We start from the raw sequence: 15,213 nt of genomic DNA on the forward strand, positions 1-15,213 counted from the left end.
ACGGACGTGAGCGGCACCCCGGGAACCCGGGGGTCAGAGGTCAAGCAGTAGCGGGAGCCGGGCCCCGGTCCTGCGGGACGGGAGCAACAGCCTCCGCCTCGTCGATCGGCGAGGCCGACGCATTGTTGTACGCGTCGTGGTCGAGGATCTTCTCGCGGGCCGAGACGATCACCGGAACCAGCGCCTGACCGGCGACGTTCGTGGCGGTGCGGATCATGTCGACGATCGGGTCGATCGCGAGGAGCAGACCGACGCCCTCGATCGGCAGGCCCAGCGTCGACAGGGTCAGCGTCAGCATGACCGTGGCACCGGTGAGGCCGGCCGTGGCCGCGGAGCCGACCACCGAGACGAAGGCGATCAGGATGTAGTCACCGAGGTTGAGGTCGACCTTGAAGATCTCCGCGACGAAGATCGCGGCGATGGCCGGGTAGATCGCGGCGCAGCCGTCCATCTTGGTCGTGGCGCCGAACGGCACGGCGAAGGACGCGTACTCCTTCGGAACGCCCAGGCGCTCGGTCACGCGCTGGGTCAGCGGCATCGTGCCCACGGAGGAGCGGGAGACGAAGGCGAGCTGGATCGCGGGCCAGGCGCCCTTGAAGAACTGGAGCGGGTTGACCTTGGCGACGACCGCCAGCAGCGTCGGGTACACGCCGAAGAGCACCAGGAGGCAGCCGACGTACACGGCGGCGGTGAAGACGGCGTAGTCGCCGATCAGGTCCCAGCCGTAGGTGGCGATGGCGTAGCCGATGAGGCCGACGGTGCCGAGCGGGGCGAGCTTGATGACCCACCACAGGGCCTTCTGGAGGAGTTCGAGGACGGCCTCACTGAGGCTGAGGATCGGCTTGGCCCGGTCACCGATCTTCAGCGCGGCGATACCGGCGACGGCGGCCAGGAAGACGATCTGGAGGACGTTCAGCTCGGTGAACGGCGTGATCACGTCGGTGGGGACGATGCCGGTGAGGAAGTCGATCCAGGAGCCGGTGTTCTTCGGCTCGCCGCCGTCCTTGGGGGTCAGGCCGGTGCCCGAGCCCGGGTTGGTCACCAGGCCGATGACCAGGCCGATCGCCACCGCGATCAGCGAGGTGATCATGAACCAGAGGAGTGTGCGGGACGCCAGCCGCGCGGCGTTGTTGACCTTCCGGAGGTTGGTGATCGACACCAGGATGGCGAAGAACACCAGCGGGCCCACGGCGAGCTTCAGCAGCCCGACGAAGATGTCGCCGATCTTCTCCAGCGTGGTCTGCAACCACGAGATGTCGAAGTGTCGGGACAGCCAGCCCAGGGCCACACCGAGTACGAGACCGATGAGTATCTGGGCCCAGAAGGGCACCGGGAACTGCCGCTTGGCCGGTGTCACCGGCTGCGACGGCGTGTTCGTGGCGGGGACGGACACGAGGACACTCCCTTGGGGGGTGATGGGGGTCGGGGGGTGGTGCTGGCGGCGCGGCGCTGCCCTGGGGAACGGATGCCCGAGGGTTGCGGGCAGGGGCGGGAAGCACCACCGGATCGGCCGGCGGTCGCGCACGGGGGTCCGGACGGGCCTGGGAACGGGGCGGGTCCGGCGGGGGAACTCAGAAGCGGCGACAGGCCGCGCGGGGGTGACGACAGGCCGCGGAGAGACAGCGGCACAGGTCCACGTGCAGGCGCGCCACGAGCGGGACGCCCATGGTGGTCATGGGCGACGGACCCATGACGGAGCGGCGCGCGGCGGTGGACTTCATGCCGCACACGTTAACACTTGTACTTTCAGGTCCTCAAAGCCCCACTTTGACCTCGGTGCCGGGCCCCGCACTCTCGGTTCCATGCCCTGATGGTCCCCAACGGCCCCCGCACGCACACCACATGAAACAGGCCGACTCCTCGTCACGGCGAGGAGCCGGCCCTTTATCTGAGACATACCTCACGCCCGCGGAACGCGGAACGGGGCCGCGGACCGGGGGGCCGCGGAACGCGGTTCACGCGCGGGTGGGTCCCGCGTCCTCGACGAGGTCCACCAGGTGGTCCTCCTGGCTGGCGGAGCGTTCGAACCCGGCCTTGGCCTGGTCGACGCGGTTGACGATCTGCCCGGAGGCGACGTCCCGCTGCTTGCGCAGCACGATGAAGCTGATCGGCGCGGAGACCACCATGGCGAGCAGCAGGATCCACAGGCCGTTGGAGGAGCCGAGCCCGCGGGGGAGCAGACCCGCGTAGACGAGGGCCCAGACGAGCCCGAAGCAACCGGCGAAGATCCCCAGGCGCATCAGTGTGTAGCGGAGCATGATCCACTCTTCCGTTCCGACAGTGGGCGCATATCAGTGAAGCACTACGCCCTCGGCGGCCGTCAGCCGGGTGGGACGCTCGGCGCGCCGGACCCGCCCGTCCGGCCCTCGTCGGTCACCCTCGGTGGTCAGGTGAGCGGCAGCAGCATGGTGACGTCGTCGCGGTCGTCCCCCGGGGCGACCCGGATCGCGTCGGGCACCCGTCCGACCTCCTTGTACCCGCAGGAGGCGTAGAACCGCTCCAGGCCGAGACCGCCGCGGCAGGTCAGCCGGAGGGCTTCGACGCCCGGCACGGCGCGCGCCGTGTCCGCGGCGGCGGCCATCAGGTCCTGCCCGTAACCCTTGCCCTGGTGCCGGGGGTGGACCATCACCGTGTACAGCCACAACCAGTGGCGCATCAGCCGGTGCCGGTTGGCGGTGAGGAACGCGGTCGCGGCGACCTCGCCGCGGTCGTCGCGGCCGATGAGCAGCCGGGTGCGCCCCTCGGCCATCGCCGCGAAGTGCTCGACCACCTCGGGCCGGACCTCCCGGGCGGTCACGGGCGGCACGAAACCCACCGCGCCGCCCGCGTTGGACACGTCCACCCAGAGGCCGACCAGCCCGTCACGGAGCTCCTCGTCCACGGAGGGGTCCACGGTGAATGTAAGGGTCATAGGCGCATTCTAATCATTACGTCCGGGTGGTCGTTCCCGGCGCCGCCCCCGGGAACGGCCGTGCCCCCGTACGCGCTTCGGCAGGCGAGGCGTACGGGGGCACGGATGCTCGGGGGCTCGGGGGCACGGCGGCGTCCGCTCGGCCCCGCGCGGAGGGTTCAGACCCGCATCGGCTGCGGCGACTCCCGCCGCCCGGGATCGGGACCGTCGTACTCGCGGATGATCTCGTACCGCGTGTTCCGCTCCACCGGCCGGAAACCGGCGTCCCGGATCAGCTCCAGCAGGTCGTCCCGGGTCAGCTTGTTCGGGGTGCCGAAGTCGTCCGCGTCGTGCGTGATCTTGTACTCGACGACCGAGCCGTCCATGTCGTCGGCGCCGTGCAGCAGGGCGAGCTGCGCGGTGTGCAGCCCGTGCATCACCCAGAAGCACTTCACGTGCTGCACGTTGTCGAAGAGCAGCCGGGAGACGGCGAAGGTCTTCAGGGCCTCCGCGCCGGTGGCCATGGTGGTCTGCGCCTGGATGCGGTTGCGGACCTTGCCGTCCTTCACGTCCACGAAGTCGTGCTGGTAGCGCAGCGGGATGAAGACCTGGAAGCCGCCGGTCTCGTCCTGGAGCTCACGCAGCCGCAGTACGTGGTCGACCCGGTGGCGCGGCTCCTCGATGTGGCCGTACAGCATCGTCGAAGGGGTCTTGAGCCCCTTCTCGTGGGCCAGCCGGTGGATGCGCGACCAATCCTCCCAGTGCGTGCGGTGGTCCACGATGTGCTGGCGGACCTCCCAGTCGAAGATCTCCGCCCCGCCGCCGGTCAGCGATTCGAGGCCGGCGTCGATCAGCTCGTCCAGGATCTCGCTCGCGCTGAGCTTGGAGATCGTCTCGAAGTGGTGGATCTCGGTGGCGGTGAACGCCTTCAGCCCGACGTTCGGCAGGGCCTCCTTGAGGGCCCGCAGCGAACGCGGGTAGTACCGCCACGGGAGCGAGGGGTGCAGACCGTTGACGATGTGCAGCTCGGTGAGGTGGTCGCCCTCCATCTCCTTCGCGAGCCGCACGGCCTCCTCGATGCGCATGGTGTACGCGTCCTTCTCCCCCGGCTTGCGCTGGAAGGAGCAGTACGCGCACGACGCGGTGCACACGTTCGTCATGTTCAGGTGGCGGTTGACGTTGAAGTGGACCACGTCACCGTTCTTGCGGGTGCGCACCTCGTGTGCGAGACCGCCGAGCCAGGCCAGGTCGTCGCACGCGTACAGCGCGACACCGTCCTCGCGGGTCAGCCGCTCACCGTCGCGGACCTTCGCCTCCAGCTCGCGCTTCAGCCCGACGTCCATGCCCCTGCCTCTCTCGCCCTGCCTGCCGTGTGCGGCCCCGTCCGCGGTGCCGGTGCGGGGCCCTGTTCGGTCCGCCCACCGGGAGCGTCCGTCCGGAGCGCACGCGCGCTCCACCGTACGCCTAGACCTCTTCGGGCAGGTCCCCGACCCGGTTCTCCCACTTGGTGGAGAGCACGATCGTGGTCCGGGTCCGGGAGACGCCCTTGGTGCCGGACAGCCGCCTGATCGTCTTCTCCAGCCCGTCGACGTCCCCGACGCGCACCTTCAACATGAACGAGTCGTCGCCCGCGATGAACCAGCAGTCCTCGATCTCGCTGAGGTCCCGCAGCCGCTGGGCCACGTCCTCGTGGTCGGCCGCGTCGGAGAGGGAGATGCCGATCAGGGCGGTGACCCCGAGCCCCAGCGATGCCGAGTCGACGCTCGCGCGGTAGCCCGTGATGACCCCGGCCGCCTCCAGCCGGTTGATCCGGTCGGTCACGCTGGGGCCGGAGAGCCCCACGAGGCGACCCAGTTCGGCGTAGGAGGCCCTGCCGTTCTCCCGCAGGGCCTGGATGAGCTGCCTGTCCACGGCGTCCATGAAATCCGAGCCTTTCATTATTCAGCAGTCCCGCGAGTTTACGTCTGAGATCAAAGGCACGTTGGCCGGACACCCTACGAATCTCACCTGGTGGAATGCCGGGAGCGTACGGGGCGTCTACGGGGCGGAACGGGCCGCCCGGTTCAGGGCGCGGCGGACGGAGGGCCTACGCCACCGCCGGGTTCCCCCCGCCCACCGCCCAGCGATCCGTCCCACCGCCGGTACAACCCGTGCCGCACCCCGACCGCGTCGAGGGCCCGGCCGGCGACGAAGTCCACCAGGTCCTGGATGTGCACGGCCCCGGCGTAGAAGGCGGGCGACGCGGGCAGCACCACCGCGCCCGCCTCGTCCAGGGCCACCAGTTGCCGCAGCGTCTGACCGCTGAGCGGGGTCTCCCGGACCGCGACGACCAGCGGCCGGCCCTCCTTGAGGGTCACGCTCGCGGTCCGCTGGAGGAGGTCCTTCGACAGCCCCAGGGCGACCCCGGCCACGCACGCGGTGGACGCCGGCACGATGATCATGCCCCGGGCCGGGTACGAGCCCGAGGACGGCCCGGCGGCCAGGTCCCCGGCGGCCCAGTACCGCACCTCGTCCAACGGCGGCGGGTCGAAGGCGTCGGGCTTGCCGTCGGCGCCCCGCGCCAACCACTGCGCGAGGTCGTCCCGCCAGTGGGCGTCCCGGAACGCGATGCCCGTCTCGTCGAGCAGGGTCAGCCGCGAGGCGCGCGAGACCACGAGGTCGACGCTCTCGCCCGCCGCGAGCAACGCCCGCAGCAAGGACGCGGCGTACGGCGTTCCCGATGCGCCGGACACCCCCACGATCCAGGGGCGCCGGGTGGTCTTCTCTGGCTGCTCCACGCCTTCGAGCCTATCCGGCGCCCCCGCGCGCCCCGCCCCCCGGTGCACGTCGGCCGCCGGGGAACGCGCCGGGCGCGCAGTGCGTTGGAGGTGCACGGGGGAGGCTCCCCGGGCAGCCTCCGTACGGGCCGGCGGACCGGGCCGGCGGACCGGGCACGGGCAGCGGCACCGAAGCGGCACGGGAACCGCGCGGGAACGGCGGGCGACACATAGGCGAGCGGGGAAGGACCCATGGCACTCGACACACCGGGAAGCAGCACGACCCGCGGCGCCGCCCTGCCCGCGGCCAAGCTGATGCTGCTGTGGGTGGGACTCCTGTGGGTCCTGGAAGCGGTGGACACCGCCCTCGGCCACCGGCTGGACACCTACGGCATAACGCCCCGGGCGCCCGGTGAGCTGTGGGACGTCGTACCGGCGGCCTTCCTGCACGTGGGCTGGGACCACCTCGCGTCCAACACGGTCCCGCTGCTGGTCCTCGGATTCCTCACCGCCCTGGCGGGCCTGCGCAAGTTCCTCGGCGTGGTCCTGACGATCACCCTGGTCAGCGGGGTCGGCGTCTGGCTGACCTCCCCGCCGGACACGGTGACCCTCGGCGCCTCCGGCGTGGTCTTCGGACTCCTCGGCTACCTCGTGGTCCGCGGGCTGGTCGACCGCCGACCGTGGGAGATCGTGATCGGCGCGGTCGTCGCCGTGTTCTACGGGTCACTCCTGTGGGGTGTTCTGCCCACCGACTCCGGCGTCAGCTGGCAGGGCCACCTGTTCGGGCTGCTCGGCGGTGTTCTCGCGGCCTTCGCCTTCCGCCGCACCCGCCCCGCCGTCAACTGACGGCCGCCCGCGGGGGCCCCGGCTCCGGACCGGACACCGCCGGCCGGGTGACAGCGGATCACGGCGCACGGCAGACTGTCCCGTCCATCGACCGGACGGAAGGGGCTCCTGTGAGTGCGCCCACGGTGCGCCGGCGCAGGTTGGGCGCGAAACTGCGGGCCCTGCGCGGTGACCTCACCCTCGACGAGGTGGCGGAGAGGTCGGCGGGCGGGTTCATCACCTCGAAGCTGTCCCGGATAGAGACGGCGAAGAGCGCCGCCAAGGCCAGCGACGTGGAGGCACTGCTCGACCTGTACGCCACCCTGGGCCGGGACGTCACCGACGAACTGCGCGCCGCGATGGTCGCCCTCACCAAGGACAGCACCCAACGGGGCTGGTGGCACTCGTACCGGGGCGTGCTGTCCCCCGTCTACGAGGACCTGATCAGCCTGGAGGCCGAGGCCGAGTCCGTCTCCACCTGGCACCTGGGGGTCGTCCCCGGACTGCTCCAGACCGCCGAGTACTCCCGCGAGATCATCCGCGCCACCGCCATGACGGAGGCGATCGAGGCCCGGGTCGACGCCCTGGTCGAGGTGCGGCTCGCCCGTCAGGCGGTACTGACCCGGGACCGGCCGCTCGCCCTGTGGGCGATCATCTCGGAGCAGGCGCTGCGCTCCTCGGTGCCCGGCAACGGCGTGATGTACGACCAGCTCGGCAAGTTGCTGTCGATGGGGCGGCGGACCAACGTCAACATCCAGATCCTGCGCTCCGACGCCCCGCTGCACGCCGGGCAGATGGGCTCGTTCAGCATCCTCGGCTTCGGCACCCACGCCGACCTCGACGTGGTCCACGCCGAGAGCCTGACCGCCGCGCTGTACATCGAGGAGCCGGACAAGGTCGCCATGTACAAGGACGCGGTGCAGCGCCTGACCTCCGCCGCGGAGTCCGTGGAGGCGTCCGTCGAGCTGCTCGCCCGGTTGAGGAAGGACCACGAGCCGTGCTGAGAACGCCGCCGTCCTGCCCGTGACCCGGCGGAAGTCCTCAGCCCTCGTACGCTGACGGCGGGCCGGCCGGCCGGAGCCCCGCGCCGGGCGCGGGGCCGCACGCCGGGCGCGGGGCCGCACGCCGGGCCGGGGCTCAGAGCGAGAGGCCGCGCACCACCAGGTCGAGCAGCGCACAGACGAACAGGGCGATGCCGATGAACCCGTTGACCGTGAAGAACGCCCGGTTCAACCGGGACAGGTCGTGCGGCCGGACCACCCGGTGCTCGTACACGAACGCCACGGCGACGACCAGCAGCCCCAGCCAGAGGAAGAACCCGGCGTCGGTGAGGAACGCGTACCAGACGAGCAGTCCCATCGTCACCGCGTGGCAGGCCCGCGCCCCGTACAGGGCCGCCGGGATGCCGAAGCGGGCCGGGACGGACAGCACGCCCGTCGCCCGGTCGGCCTGCACGTCCTGACAGGCGAAGATCAGGTCGAAGCCGCCGATCCAGATGCCGACCGCGAGCCCGAGGACCACCGCGTCCCAGGACCAGGCGCCGGTGACGGCGAGCCACGCCCCGATCGGACCGATCGCCTGCGCCAGGCCCAGGATGGCGTGCGGGAAGTGGGTGAACCGCTTCCCGTACGGGTAGACCACCATCGGCACCACCGCGGCCGGGGCGAGCACCAGGCACAGCGGGTTGAGCAGGGCCGCCGCCCCGAGGAAGACCGCGAGGGCGATGATCGCGCCGGTCCACGCGGAGCGCACCGACACCGCGCCGGTCACCAGCTCCCGCCCCGCGGTGCGGGGGTTGCGGGCGTCGATCTCCCGGTCGATGATCCGGTTGCAGGCCATCGCGAAGGTCCGCATGCCGACCATCGCCACGGTGACCAGCAGCAGCGTCCCCCAGTGCACGGTGCCGTCGACCTGGAACATCGCGGTCAGGGTGGCGATGTAGGCGAACGGCAGCGCGAAGATCGAGTGCTCGATCATCACCAACCGCAGGAACGCCCGGGTCCCGCCCTTCGGGGCGGCCGGCCCCGGCCCCCCGATGACGCCCTCGGCGGCCGACATCAACGCTCCCCGCCGGTGCGCACGGTGCTCACAGTCCGTACTCCTTCCAGCGGCGGTCGACCGTGGCCGCCGTCGCCGGGTCCGAGGAGACCATCTCGGGCCAGCCGCCGTCGCGGGTGTACCCCTCCTCGGGCAGCTTGCGGGTGGCGTCCAGGCCCATCTTGCCGCCCCAGAACTTCTGGTACGAGGCGTGGTCGAGGTGGTCGACGGGGCCTTCGACGTGGGTGACGTCCCGGGCGTAGTCGACGTTGCCGAGCGCCCGCCAGGCGACCTGTTCGACGTCGTGGACGTCGCAGTCGGCGTCCACCACCACGATCAGCTTGGTCAGGGACATCATGTGGGCGCCCCAGATGGCGTGCATGACCTTCTGCGCGTGCTTCGGGTACTTCTTGTCGATGGAGATCAGCGCACAGTTGTGGAAGACGCCCGCCTCCGGCAGGTGGTAGTCCACGATGTCCGGGACGACGACCTTCAGCAGCGGCAGGAAGAAGCGTTCGGTGGCGCGGCCCAGCGGCCCGTCCTCGGTCGGCGGGCGGCCGACCACGATCGACTGGAGCAGCGGACGCTTGCGCATGGTGATGCAGTCGATGGTGAGGGCCGGGAAGTCCTCCTGCGGGGTGTAGAACCCGGTGTGGTCGCCGAAGGGGCCCTCCGGGAGCATCTTCCCCGGCTCCAACCAGCCCTCCAGCACGACCTCCGCCTGCGCGGGGACCTGGAGCGGCACGGTCTTGCAGTCGACCATCTCGACCCGCTTGCCCTGGAGGAAGCCGGCCAGCATGTACTCGTCCATGTCGCCGGGCAGCGGGGCGGACGAGGCGTACGTCACGGCCGGCGGACAGCCGAAGGCGATGGCGACCGGCAGCCGCTCCCCGCGCCGGGCGGCGACCTGGTAGTGGTTGTGGCTGTTCTTGTGGATCTGCCAGTGCATCCCGATGGTGCGCTTGTCGTGGCGCTGGAGCCGGTAGAGCCCCAGGTTGCGCACCCCGGACTCGGGGTCCTTCGTATGGGTGAGACCCAGGTTGAAGAACGAGCCGCCGTCCTTGGGCCAGGTGAAGAGCGCGGGCAGCGCGTCGAGGTCCACCTCGTCGCCGTGCAGCACGACCTCCTGCACGGGGCCTTCCTTGACCTTCCTCGGCGGTACGTGGGACATGGCGCCCAGCTTGCCGAACGCCTCCCGCACCCCGACGAAACCGTTCGGCAGCTCGGGCTTGAGCAGCCCGCCGATCTTCTCGGTGATCTCCTCGTACGACTTCAGCCCCAGGGCCTTCAGCAGACGGCGGTCCGTCCCGAAGACGTTCATCGCCAACGGCATCGACGAGCCCCTGACGTTCTCGAAGAGGAGCGCGGGGCCCTTGGCCTTCTGCACCCGGTCGACGATCTCGCCGACCTCCAGGTACGGATCGACCTCGACCTTGATCCTCTTGAGATCACCTTCGCGTTCGAGCGCCCTGAGCAGAGACCGGAGATCGTCGTAAGCCATGCTGTCCAGTATCCGGTACCGGTTACCCTGGCCCGGTCACCGGGGCCGCACCGCGGCCCGCCGCCGCTCGCTGGGGGGTCACACCACCAATGCTCAGGGCCCTTCCCTTCCTGCTGATCCTCGCGCTGTGGATCTACGCCTTCATCGACTGCCTGAACACGCCGGAGAAGGAGGTCAAGCACCTGCCCAAGATCGCGTGGGTGATCATCGTCCTGCTCTTCGGCCAGGTCCTCATCGGCCCCATCGCCTGGTTCGTGGCGGGCAAGGAGCGCAAGGGCGCCCTCGCCGGCGGGCCCGGGCGCCGCGGCAGCGCCCCGTGGGTGGCGCCCGACGACAACCCCGAGTTCCTGAAGTCCCTCGGTGAGGAGAACCGGCGCAAGGCCGCGCCGGACCCGACTGACCCGGCCGGCTCCGCGGACCCCACCGACCCGACGGACCCGGACCGCCAGGACCCCAAGGGCGACGCGCCCAAGTAGGCTCCGCCGACCCCGGGCCCCGGTGGGGCCCGGTCAGGGGCTCGGGGCCGCTGTCACCGGCTCCGAGCCCCCTCCGCGGACCAGCCGCCGGGGTCCTACGGGACGTCAGGGGCGCTGCTCGCGCTTGTCGACGACCTGGCGGTCGAGGAGGGCGGCGGTGCCCTGCACGTCACCCTTCTTCAGACCGGTCTCGGCGTGGTCCTCGGTGGTGACCACGCGCTCGCCCAGGTACTGCTTGGTCTTCGGGTCGAAGATCAGCTGCCGCTGGGCCGCCGGGCCCTCGTCCCGGACGACCGCGATGCCGGTGCGGCCCGCCGCGTCCTTGACGTCCTTGACCACGTCGACGTCGGGCACCTTGGCCACGGCCCGGTAGAGCGCGGCGGCCTGCGCCGGCGGCACCAGGGACTCCCGCACCAGGTCACCGACGAAGGTGAACACCTGCTCGTCCTTCTGGTTGTCGCCCTGCTTGTTCTTGTACAGCCACTTCAGCATGGCGTCGGGGTCGGTCGGCAGGGTCTTGAGGTTCTTGTAGTTGGTGTTGCTGGGGATGCCGGGGGTGTCGGCCTCCAACTCGATGCGTCCGTTGCGGTTGTCCTCGACCAGCAGCCCGGGCCGCGTGCCGTCGACGGCGAACCAGATCTCGCGGTCGTGCACCGGGTCCAGCTTCGCCTTCTTGCCCAGCTCCTGCGAGGTGTAGCCGACGACGCTCTTGATGTAGACGTACTGGTCGTCGCGGATGTCGTCCGGGACGTCCCCCTTGGCTGCGACCAGGGCGATGTCCTCCAACAGCGCCGCCGCCTCGTTGGCGGTGGCGTCCTCGGCGCCGCCCGAGGGCAGCGCGACCAGCACGCCCGCGGCGACGGCGGCGGCTGCCGCGCCGATGAGGACGGGACGCAGCCAGGGGCTGCGGCGGGGACGGCTCTCGGTGGCCTGGGTTTCCTGCCGGATCTCGGTCATCAGATGCTCCTTGAGGAGTCGGTGACGGCCCGGCGGGAGGTCCTTCTCGGGAAGAACGCTCATCGGTTTCCCTCCTGGGTGGGCCCGGCCGCAGGAACGCGGCCACCTCTCATCTGTCCGTACCTGAGGGGGAGTTCCCCACGGGGTTCGGGAGTTTCGGAGCGGAGCGCGCCGACGGCCTTCGCGAGCTTCTTGCGGGCGCGCGACAGTCGGGACCGCACGGTCCCCACCGGTATGCCGAGGGCGACCGCCGCCGAGCCGTAGTCGAGGCCCGACCAGACGCACAGCGCCAGCACCTCCCGTTCCGCGCGCCGCAACTTCGCCAGCGCGGCGCGCACCAGGGCGAGCTGTTCGGCGTCGTCGATGCGTTCGGCGAGTTCGTCCGCGAAGTCCGGTACCGCCTCCGCCCGCGGCAGTCGGGCCACCGCCGCCGCGTGTCTGCGGGCGGTGCGGCGGGTGTTGCGGGTCACGTTGGTGGCGACGCCCAGCAGCCAGGGCCGTAGGGAGCCGCCGTCCGGGTCGATCTTCCCCCGCAGCCGCCATGCCTCCAGAAAGGTCAGTGAGACGATGTCCTCGGCCGAGGACCAGTCCCCCGTCAGCCGGAACCCGTGGTTGTAGACGGAGCGGGCGTACGCGTCGAAGAGTTCGCCGAAAGCGTCGGCGTCCCCGTCCCGTACGCGGGCCCTGATCCGCCGCGTGTTGGTGTCCACGCCCCCTCACCTGTCCGCCCGGGCCACTCGGGTTCCCGTACGCCACGGGCCGGCCCCCATGACCCGTGTCACAGGAACCGGCCCGATGCGTACGGAACCGTCAGACGCCGCCGTACGAGTGCTTGCCGCTGACGAAGATGTTGACGCCGTAGTAGTTGAACAGCCAGCAGCCGAAGGCCAGCAGCGCCAGGTACGCGGCCTTGCGGCCCTTCCACCCGGCGGTGGCCCTGGCGTGCAGGTAGCAGGCGTAGGCGACCCAGGTGATGAACGACCAGGTCTCCTTGGGGTCCCAGCCCCAGTAGCGGCCCCACGCGTCACCGGCCCAGATGGAGCCGGCGATGATCGTGAACGTCCACAGCGGGAAGACCGCCGCGTTGACCCGGTACGCGAACTTGTCGAGGGTGGCCGCGGCCGGCAGTCGGGACAGCACCGAGCTGGCGAACGTGCCGGGCGTCTTGCCGCTCACGAGCTTGTTCTCGTAGGAGTCGCGGAAGAGGTAGAGGACCGTCGTCACCGCGCCCACGTAGAACACGGCCCCGCAGAAGATCGCGGTGGAGACGTGGATCCACATCCAGTACGACTTGAGCGCGGGGACCAGCTGGGCGCTCTCGGTGTACAGGACGGTGACGGCGAGCCCGAGGTCGAGCAGGACCGAGGTGGTCAGCGGCAGGCCGATCCAGCGGACGTTCTTCTTCGCCACGAGGAGCCCGAGGTACACGCCGGTCGCCACGCACGAGAACGTGATGTTGAACTCGTACATGTTGCCCCAGGGGGCACGCTGCACGGACAGGGCGCGGGTGAGGACGCCGCCCACGTGCACGGCGAACGCCAGGAAGCTGAGGGCGATCGCGATCCGCCCGTACAGGTCGCCCTGCTCGGTGCCGCCCGCGGCGCCCGGCCCGTCCGGGAGGTCCCGGGCCCCGGAGACGGCCCGGGTGACGACCTGGGGGCGTTCCAGGGTGGTGGTGCCACCGGCGGACTTGACGGTGACGGCGGGCCCGGCGGACTTCGCCGCGTCCTGGCCGATCGAGGCGGCGGTGCGGCCGACCTTGCTCCGGCTGCCGAAGGTCCACTCGGCGATGTAGGCGAAGAAGGCGAGCGTGTAGACGGCCATCGCCGAGTAGATCAGCACGTTGCTGATGCTCGCGAGGTTTTCGTTGGTCGCTGCGGCGAGAGTCACTTCTCTGCCCCTTCGGCAGGAACGGCTGGGGTCTCGGGGGTGGACGGGGCGGGGTCGACGCTACCCGCCCCGGGTTTCCCGCCGTCGGGCCCGTCCGCGGAAGCGGAGGCGGAGGGCCCGGTGGGTTCGGCGGGTCGGGCGGGTTCGGCGGGCGGGGCGGATTCCGTGGATGTCTCGGACGCCTCGGATGCCGTGGGTTCGGTCGGGGCGGCGGTGGGCGCGGTGGCGTGGAGGGCGGCGGCCAGGTCGCTGAGCTCCTCGGCCACCTTCGCGGACTCGCTGCGGCCGAGTCCGGCCATCTCCACGACGGTCACTCCGTCCGGACCGGTCACCGCCCGCACCCAGACGCGGCGGCGCTGGATGAACAGGGAGCCGGCGAGACCGGCGATGGCCGCGAGGGCACCGGTGAGGGCCCAGCCGCTCCCGGGCTCCTTGGCGATCTGGAAGCCGGCCCACTCCTGGATCTCCTTCTCGAAGGTGATCGAACCGGCGCCACCGGGCAGCTTCATGGTCTCGCCCGGCCGCAGCATCTTCTTGAACAGCTCGCCGTCCTCGCCCTTGAACTCCTTCATCTTCCGCTTGTCGAGCTGGTAGACGTTCTGCGGAACGCCCGAGTCGACGCCGAGGGAGCCGTGGTACGCGGAGAGCGCGAGGACCGGGAAGTCGAGCGCCGGGAAGGTCGAGATCATCTGGCCGCTGCCCGCACCGGCGAAGGTCGGCACGAAGAAGGCGTTGAAGCCCAGCTGCTCCTTCTTGTCCTTCTTGTTGCGGTAGCCGTCGAGGACCTTGATCGCCCCGGACGAGGTGACGTTGGCGTCCAGCGGCAGCAGCGGCACCGGCTCCCGGAAGATCACCTTGCCCCGGGGGTCGCGCACGGTCACCACGGGCGCGTAGCCGTGGCTGACCAGGTAGACCTTGGTGCCGTCGATCTCCAAGGGCTCGTTGACCTTGATCGTCCGCTTCTTCTCCGGTCCGTCGACGCCCTCGCTGTACGTGACGTCCGCCTTGAACGTGCTCGGGGTGCCGCGGGCCGGACCGGAGCGCTCGTAGGTGCCCTCGAACTTGTCGAAGCGGAAGCTGAAGGGGGTGAGGTCGTCGGTGTGGAAGAGGTTGCCGGACTTGAAGTCGTCGTACTGCGTGAGCGTGTTGGAGAAGCCGCCGCCCGGCAGGATCAGCTTGTTGCCCTCGTGCCGCAGCAACTGGCCGGCGGCGAAGGCGAGCAGCATCACGATCAACGCGATGTGGAAGACCAGGTTGCCGGCCTCGCGCAGGTAGCCCTTCTCCGCGGCGACCGCGTCGCCGACGGCGTGCGCCCGGAAACGCTTCTTGCGCAGCAGGGCGAGCGCGGCCCCGCGCACCGCCTCCGGCTCGGCCTCGGTGCGCCAGGTCGCGTACGCGGGCAGCCGGGTGAGCCGCTTGGGGGCGCCCGGCGGACGGCCGCGGAGCTGGCCGACGAACTGCCAGGTGCGCGGGAGGATGCAGCCGATCAGCGAGACGAAGAGCAGGATGTAGATCGCGGAGAACCACACCGAGCCGTAGACGTTGAAGAGGCCGACCGCGTCGTAGAAGGACGCCAGCTTCGGACTCTCCTTGCGGAGGTCCTCGATCCGGAAGTCGTCGACGCCGGCCTGCGGGATCAACGAGCCCGGGATCGCGGCGAGCGACAGCAGCAGGAGCAGCAGCAGGGCGACCCGCATCGAGGTGAGCTGGCGCCAGAACCAGCGGAACCAGCCGACCACCCCGAGCGCCGGGAGGTTCGGGGCGTCCTCGCGGGGGGCGGTGGTGAGCTGGGCGCCGGCGGCGCCGAGTTCGTCGCCGTCCGGTGCGGAGGCGCCCCGGCCGGGCGCGCTGCCGGGCTTGGCCTTGGTATCGCTCATGTGC

At 70.8% G+C, this 15,213-nt stretch carries 16 protein-coding genes; 3 read left to right on the forward strand and 13 right to left on the reverse strand.

What is annotated here, in order from left to right:
• Positions 1-40: 40 nt before the first annotated feature.
• The 7 genes from ACFWIA_RS13845 to ACFWIA_RS13875 all read right to left on the reverse strand — a co-directional run bounded on the left by ACFWIA_RS13845 (position 41) and on the right by ACFWIA_RS13875 (position 5,667).
• On the reverse strand, positions 41-1,393 hold the full coding sequence (locus tag ACFWIA_RS13845; RefSeq protein WP_387003693.1) for a dicarboxylate/amino acid:cation symporter: 1,353 nt from the start codon (positions 1,391-1,393) through the stop codon (positions 41-43).
• 178 nt (positions 1,394-1,571) lie between these two features.
• Positions 1,572-1,721 carry a hypothetical protein gene (locus tag ACFWIA_RS13850; RefSeq protein ID WP_385495023.1) on the reverse strand — a complete coding sequence of 50 codons (150 nt, stop codon included), beginning with the start codon at positions 1,719-1,721 and terminating at the stop codon, positions 1,572-1,574.
• A gap of 234 nt (positions 1,722-1,955) precedes the next feature.
• A complete protein-coding gene (locus tag ACFWIA_RS13855; protein WP_387003696.1) occupies positions 1,956-2,258 on the reverse strand; it encodes a DUF4229 domain-containing protein in 303 nt (100 codons plus the stop codon).
• A 128-nt stretch (positions 2,259-2,386) separates the two neighbouring features.
• Positions 2,387-2,911 (reverse strand): GNAT family N-acetyltransferase, encoded by a 525-nt coding sequence (locus ACFWIA_RS13860; protein ID WP_387003699.1) that lies wholly within the window; start codon positions 2,909-2,911, stop codon positions 2,387-2,389.
• Between the two features lie 158 nt (positions 2,912-3,069).
• A complete protein-coding gene (gene mqnE, locus ACFWIA_RS13865) occupies positions 3,070-4,233 on the reverse strand; it encodes an aminofutalosine synthase MqnE (RefSeq protein WP_387003702.1) in 1,164 nt (387 codons plus the stop codon).
• A gap of 121 nt (positions 4,234-4,354) precedes the next feature.
• Positions 4,355-4,810 (reverse strand): Lrp/AsnC family transcriptional regulator, encoded by a 456-nt coding sequence (locus tag ACFWIA_RS13870; protein WP_385494957.1) that lies wholly within the window; start codon positions 4,808-4,810, stop codon positions 4,355-4,357.
• A gap of 143 nt (positions 4,811-4,953) precedes the next feature.
• Positions 4,954-5,667: a UbiX family flavin prenyltransferase gene (locus ACFWIA_RS13875; RefSeq protein WP_387003705.1), complete on the reverse strand. Its 714-nt coding sequence runs from the start codon at positions 5,665-5,667 to the stop codon at positions 4,954-4,956.
• Between the two features lie 231 nt (positions 5,668-5,898).
• On the opposite strand from ACFWIA_RS13875, the gene ACFWIA_RS13880 reads away from it, so the two are divergent.
• Complete coding sequence (locus tag ACFWIA_RS13880) at positions 5,899-6,492, forward strand: rhomboid family intramembrane serine protease (RefSeq protein WP_387003708.1); 594 nt, start codon at positions 5,899-5,901, stop codon at positions 6,490-6,492.
• 110 nt (positions 6,493-6,602) lie between these two features.
• A complete protein-coding gene (locus ACFWIA_RS13885) occupies positions 6,603-7,475 on the forward strand; it encodes a helix-turn-helix domain-containing protein (RefSeq protein ID WP_387003710.1) in 873 nt (290 codons plus the stop codon).
• A gap of 133 nt (positions 7,476-7,608) precedes the next feature.
• Here the strand turns inward: ACFWIA_RS13885 and mqnP are convergent, their stop codons facing one another.
• Both mqnP and ACFWIA_RS13895 read right to left on the reverse strand, forming a co-directional pair.
• A complete protein-coding gene (gene mqnP, locus ACFWIA_RS13890) occupies positions 7,609-8,529 on the reverse strand; it encodes a menaquinone biosynthesis prenyltransferase MqnP (RefSeq protein ID WP_387003713.1) in 921 nt (306 codons plus the stop codon).
• Between the two features lie 28 nt (positions 8,530-8,557).
• A complete protein-coding gene (locus ACFWIA_RS13895; RefSeq protein ID WP_387003715.1) occupies positions 8,558-10,009 on the reverse strand; it encodes a menaquinone biosynthesis decarboxylase in 1,452 nt (483 codons plus the stop codon).
• 89 nt (positions 10,010-10,098) lie between these two features.
• Between ACFWIA_RS13895 and ACFWIA_RS13900 the strand changes: the two genes are divergently transcribed.
• On the forward strand, positions 10,099-10,485 hold the full coding sequence (locus ACFWIA_RS13900) for a PLD nuclease N-terminal domain-containing protein (RefSeq protein WP_387003718.1): 387 nt from the start codon (positions 10,099-10,101) through the stop codon (positions 10,483-10,485).
• Between the two features lie 105 nt (positions 10,486-10,590).
• Here the strand turns inward: ACFWIA_RS13900 and ACFWIA_RS13905 are convergent, their stop codons facing one another.
• The 4 genes from ACFWIA_RS13905 to ACFWIA_RS13920 form a co-directional block, all read right to left on the reverse strand.
• Entirely contained in the window at positions 10,591-11,505 is a 915-nt protein-coding gene (locus ACFWIA_RS13905; protein WP_387003721.1) for a CU044_5270 family protein, read from the reverse strand.
• Complete coding sequence (locus tag ACFWIA_RS13910; RefSeq protein WP_387003723.1) at positions 11,502-12,152, reverse strand: RNA polymerase sigma factor; 651 nt, start codon at positions 12,150-12,152, stop codon at positions 11,502-11,504. Before ACFWIA_RS13910 ends, ACFWIA_RS13905 begins: the two co-directional genes overlap by 4 nt.
• A 100-nt stretch (positions 12,153-12,252) precedes the next feature.
• Entirely contained in the window at positions 12,253-13,332 is a 1,080-nt protein-coding gene (gene ccsB, locus ACFWIA_RS13915) for a c-type cytochrome biogenesis protein CcsB (RefSeq protein ID WP_387003726.1), read from the reverse strand.
• Positions 13,329-15,209, reverse strand: a complete 1,881-nt coding sequence (locus ACFWIA_RS13920) for a cytochrome c biogenesis protein ResB (RefSeq protein ID WP_387003729.1) — start codon at positions 15,207-15,209, stop codon at positions 13,329-13,331. Before ACFWIA_RS13920 ends, ccsB begins: the two co-directional genes overlap by 4 nt.
• Positions 15,210-15,213: the final 4 nt, after the last annotated feature.

Source organism: Streptomyces sp. NPDC127068, from assembly GCF_042724695.1.
GTDB lineage: Bacteria > Actinomycetota > Actinomycetes > Streptomycetales > Streptomycetaceae > Streptomyces.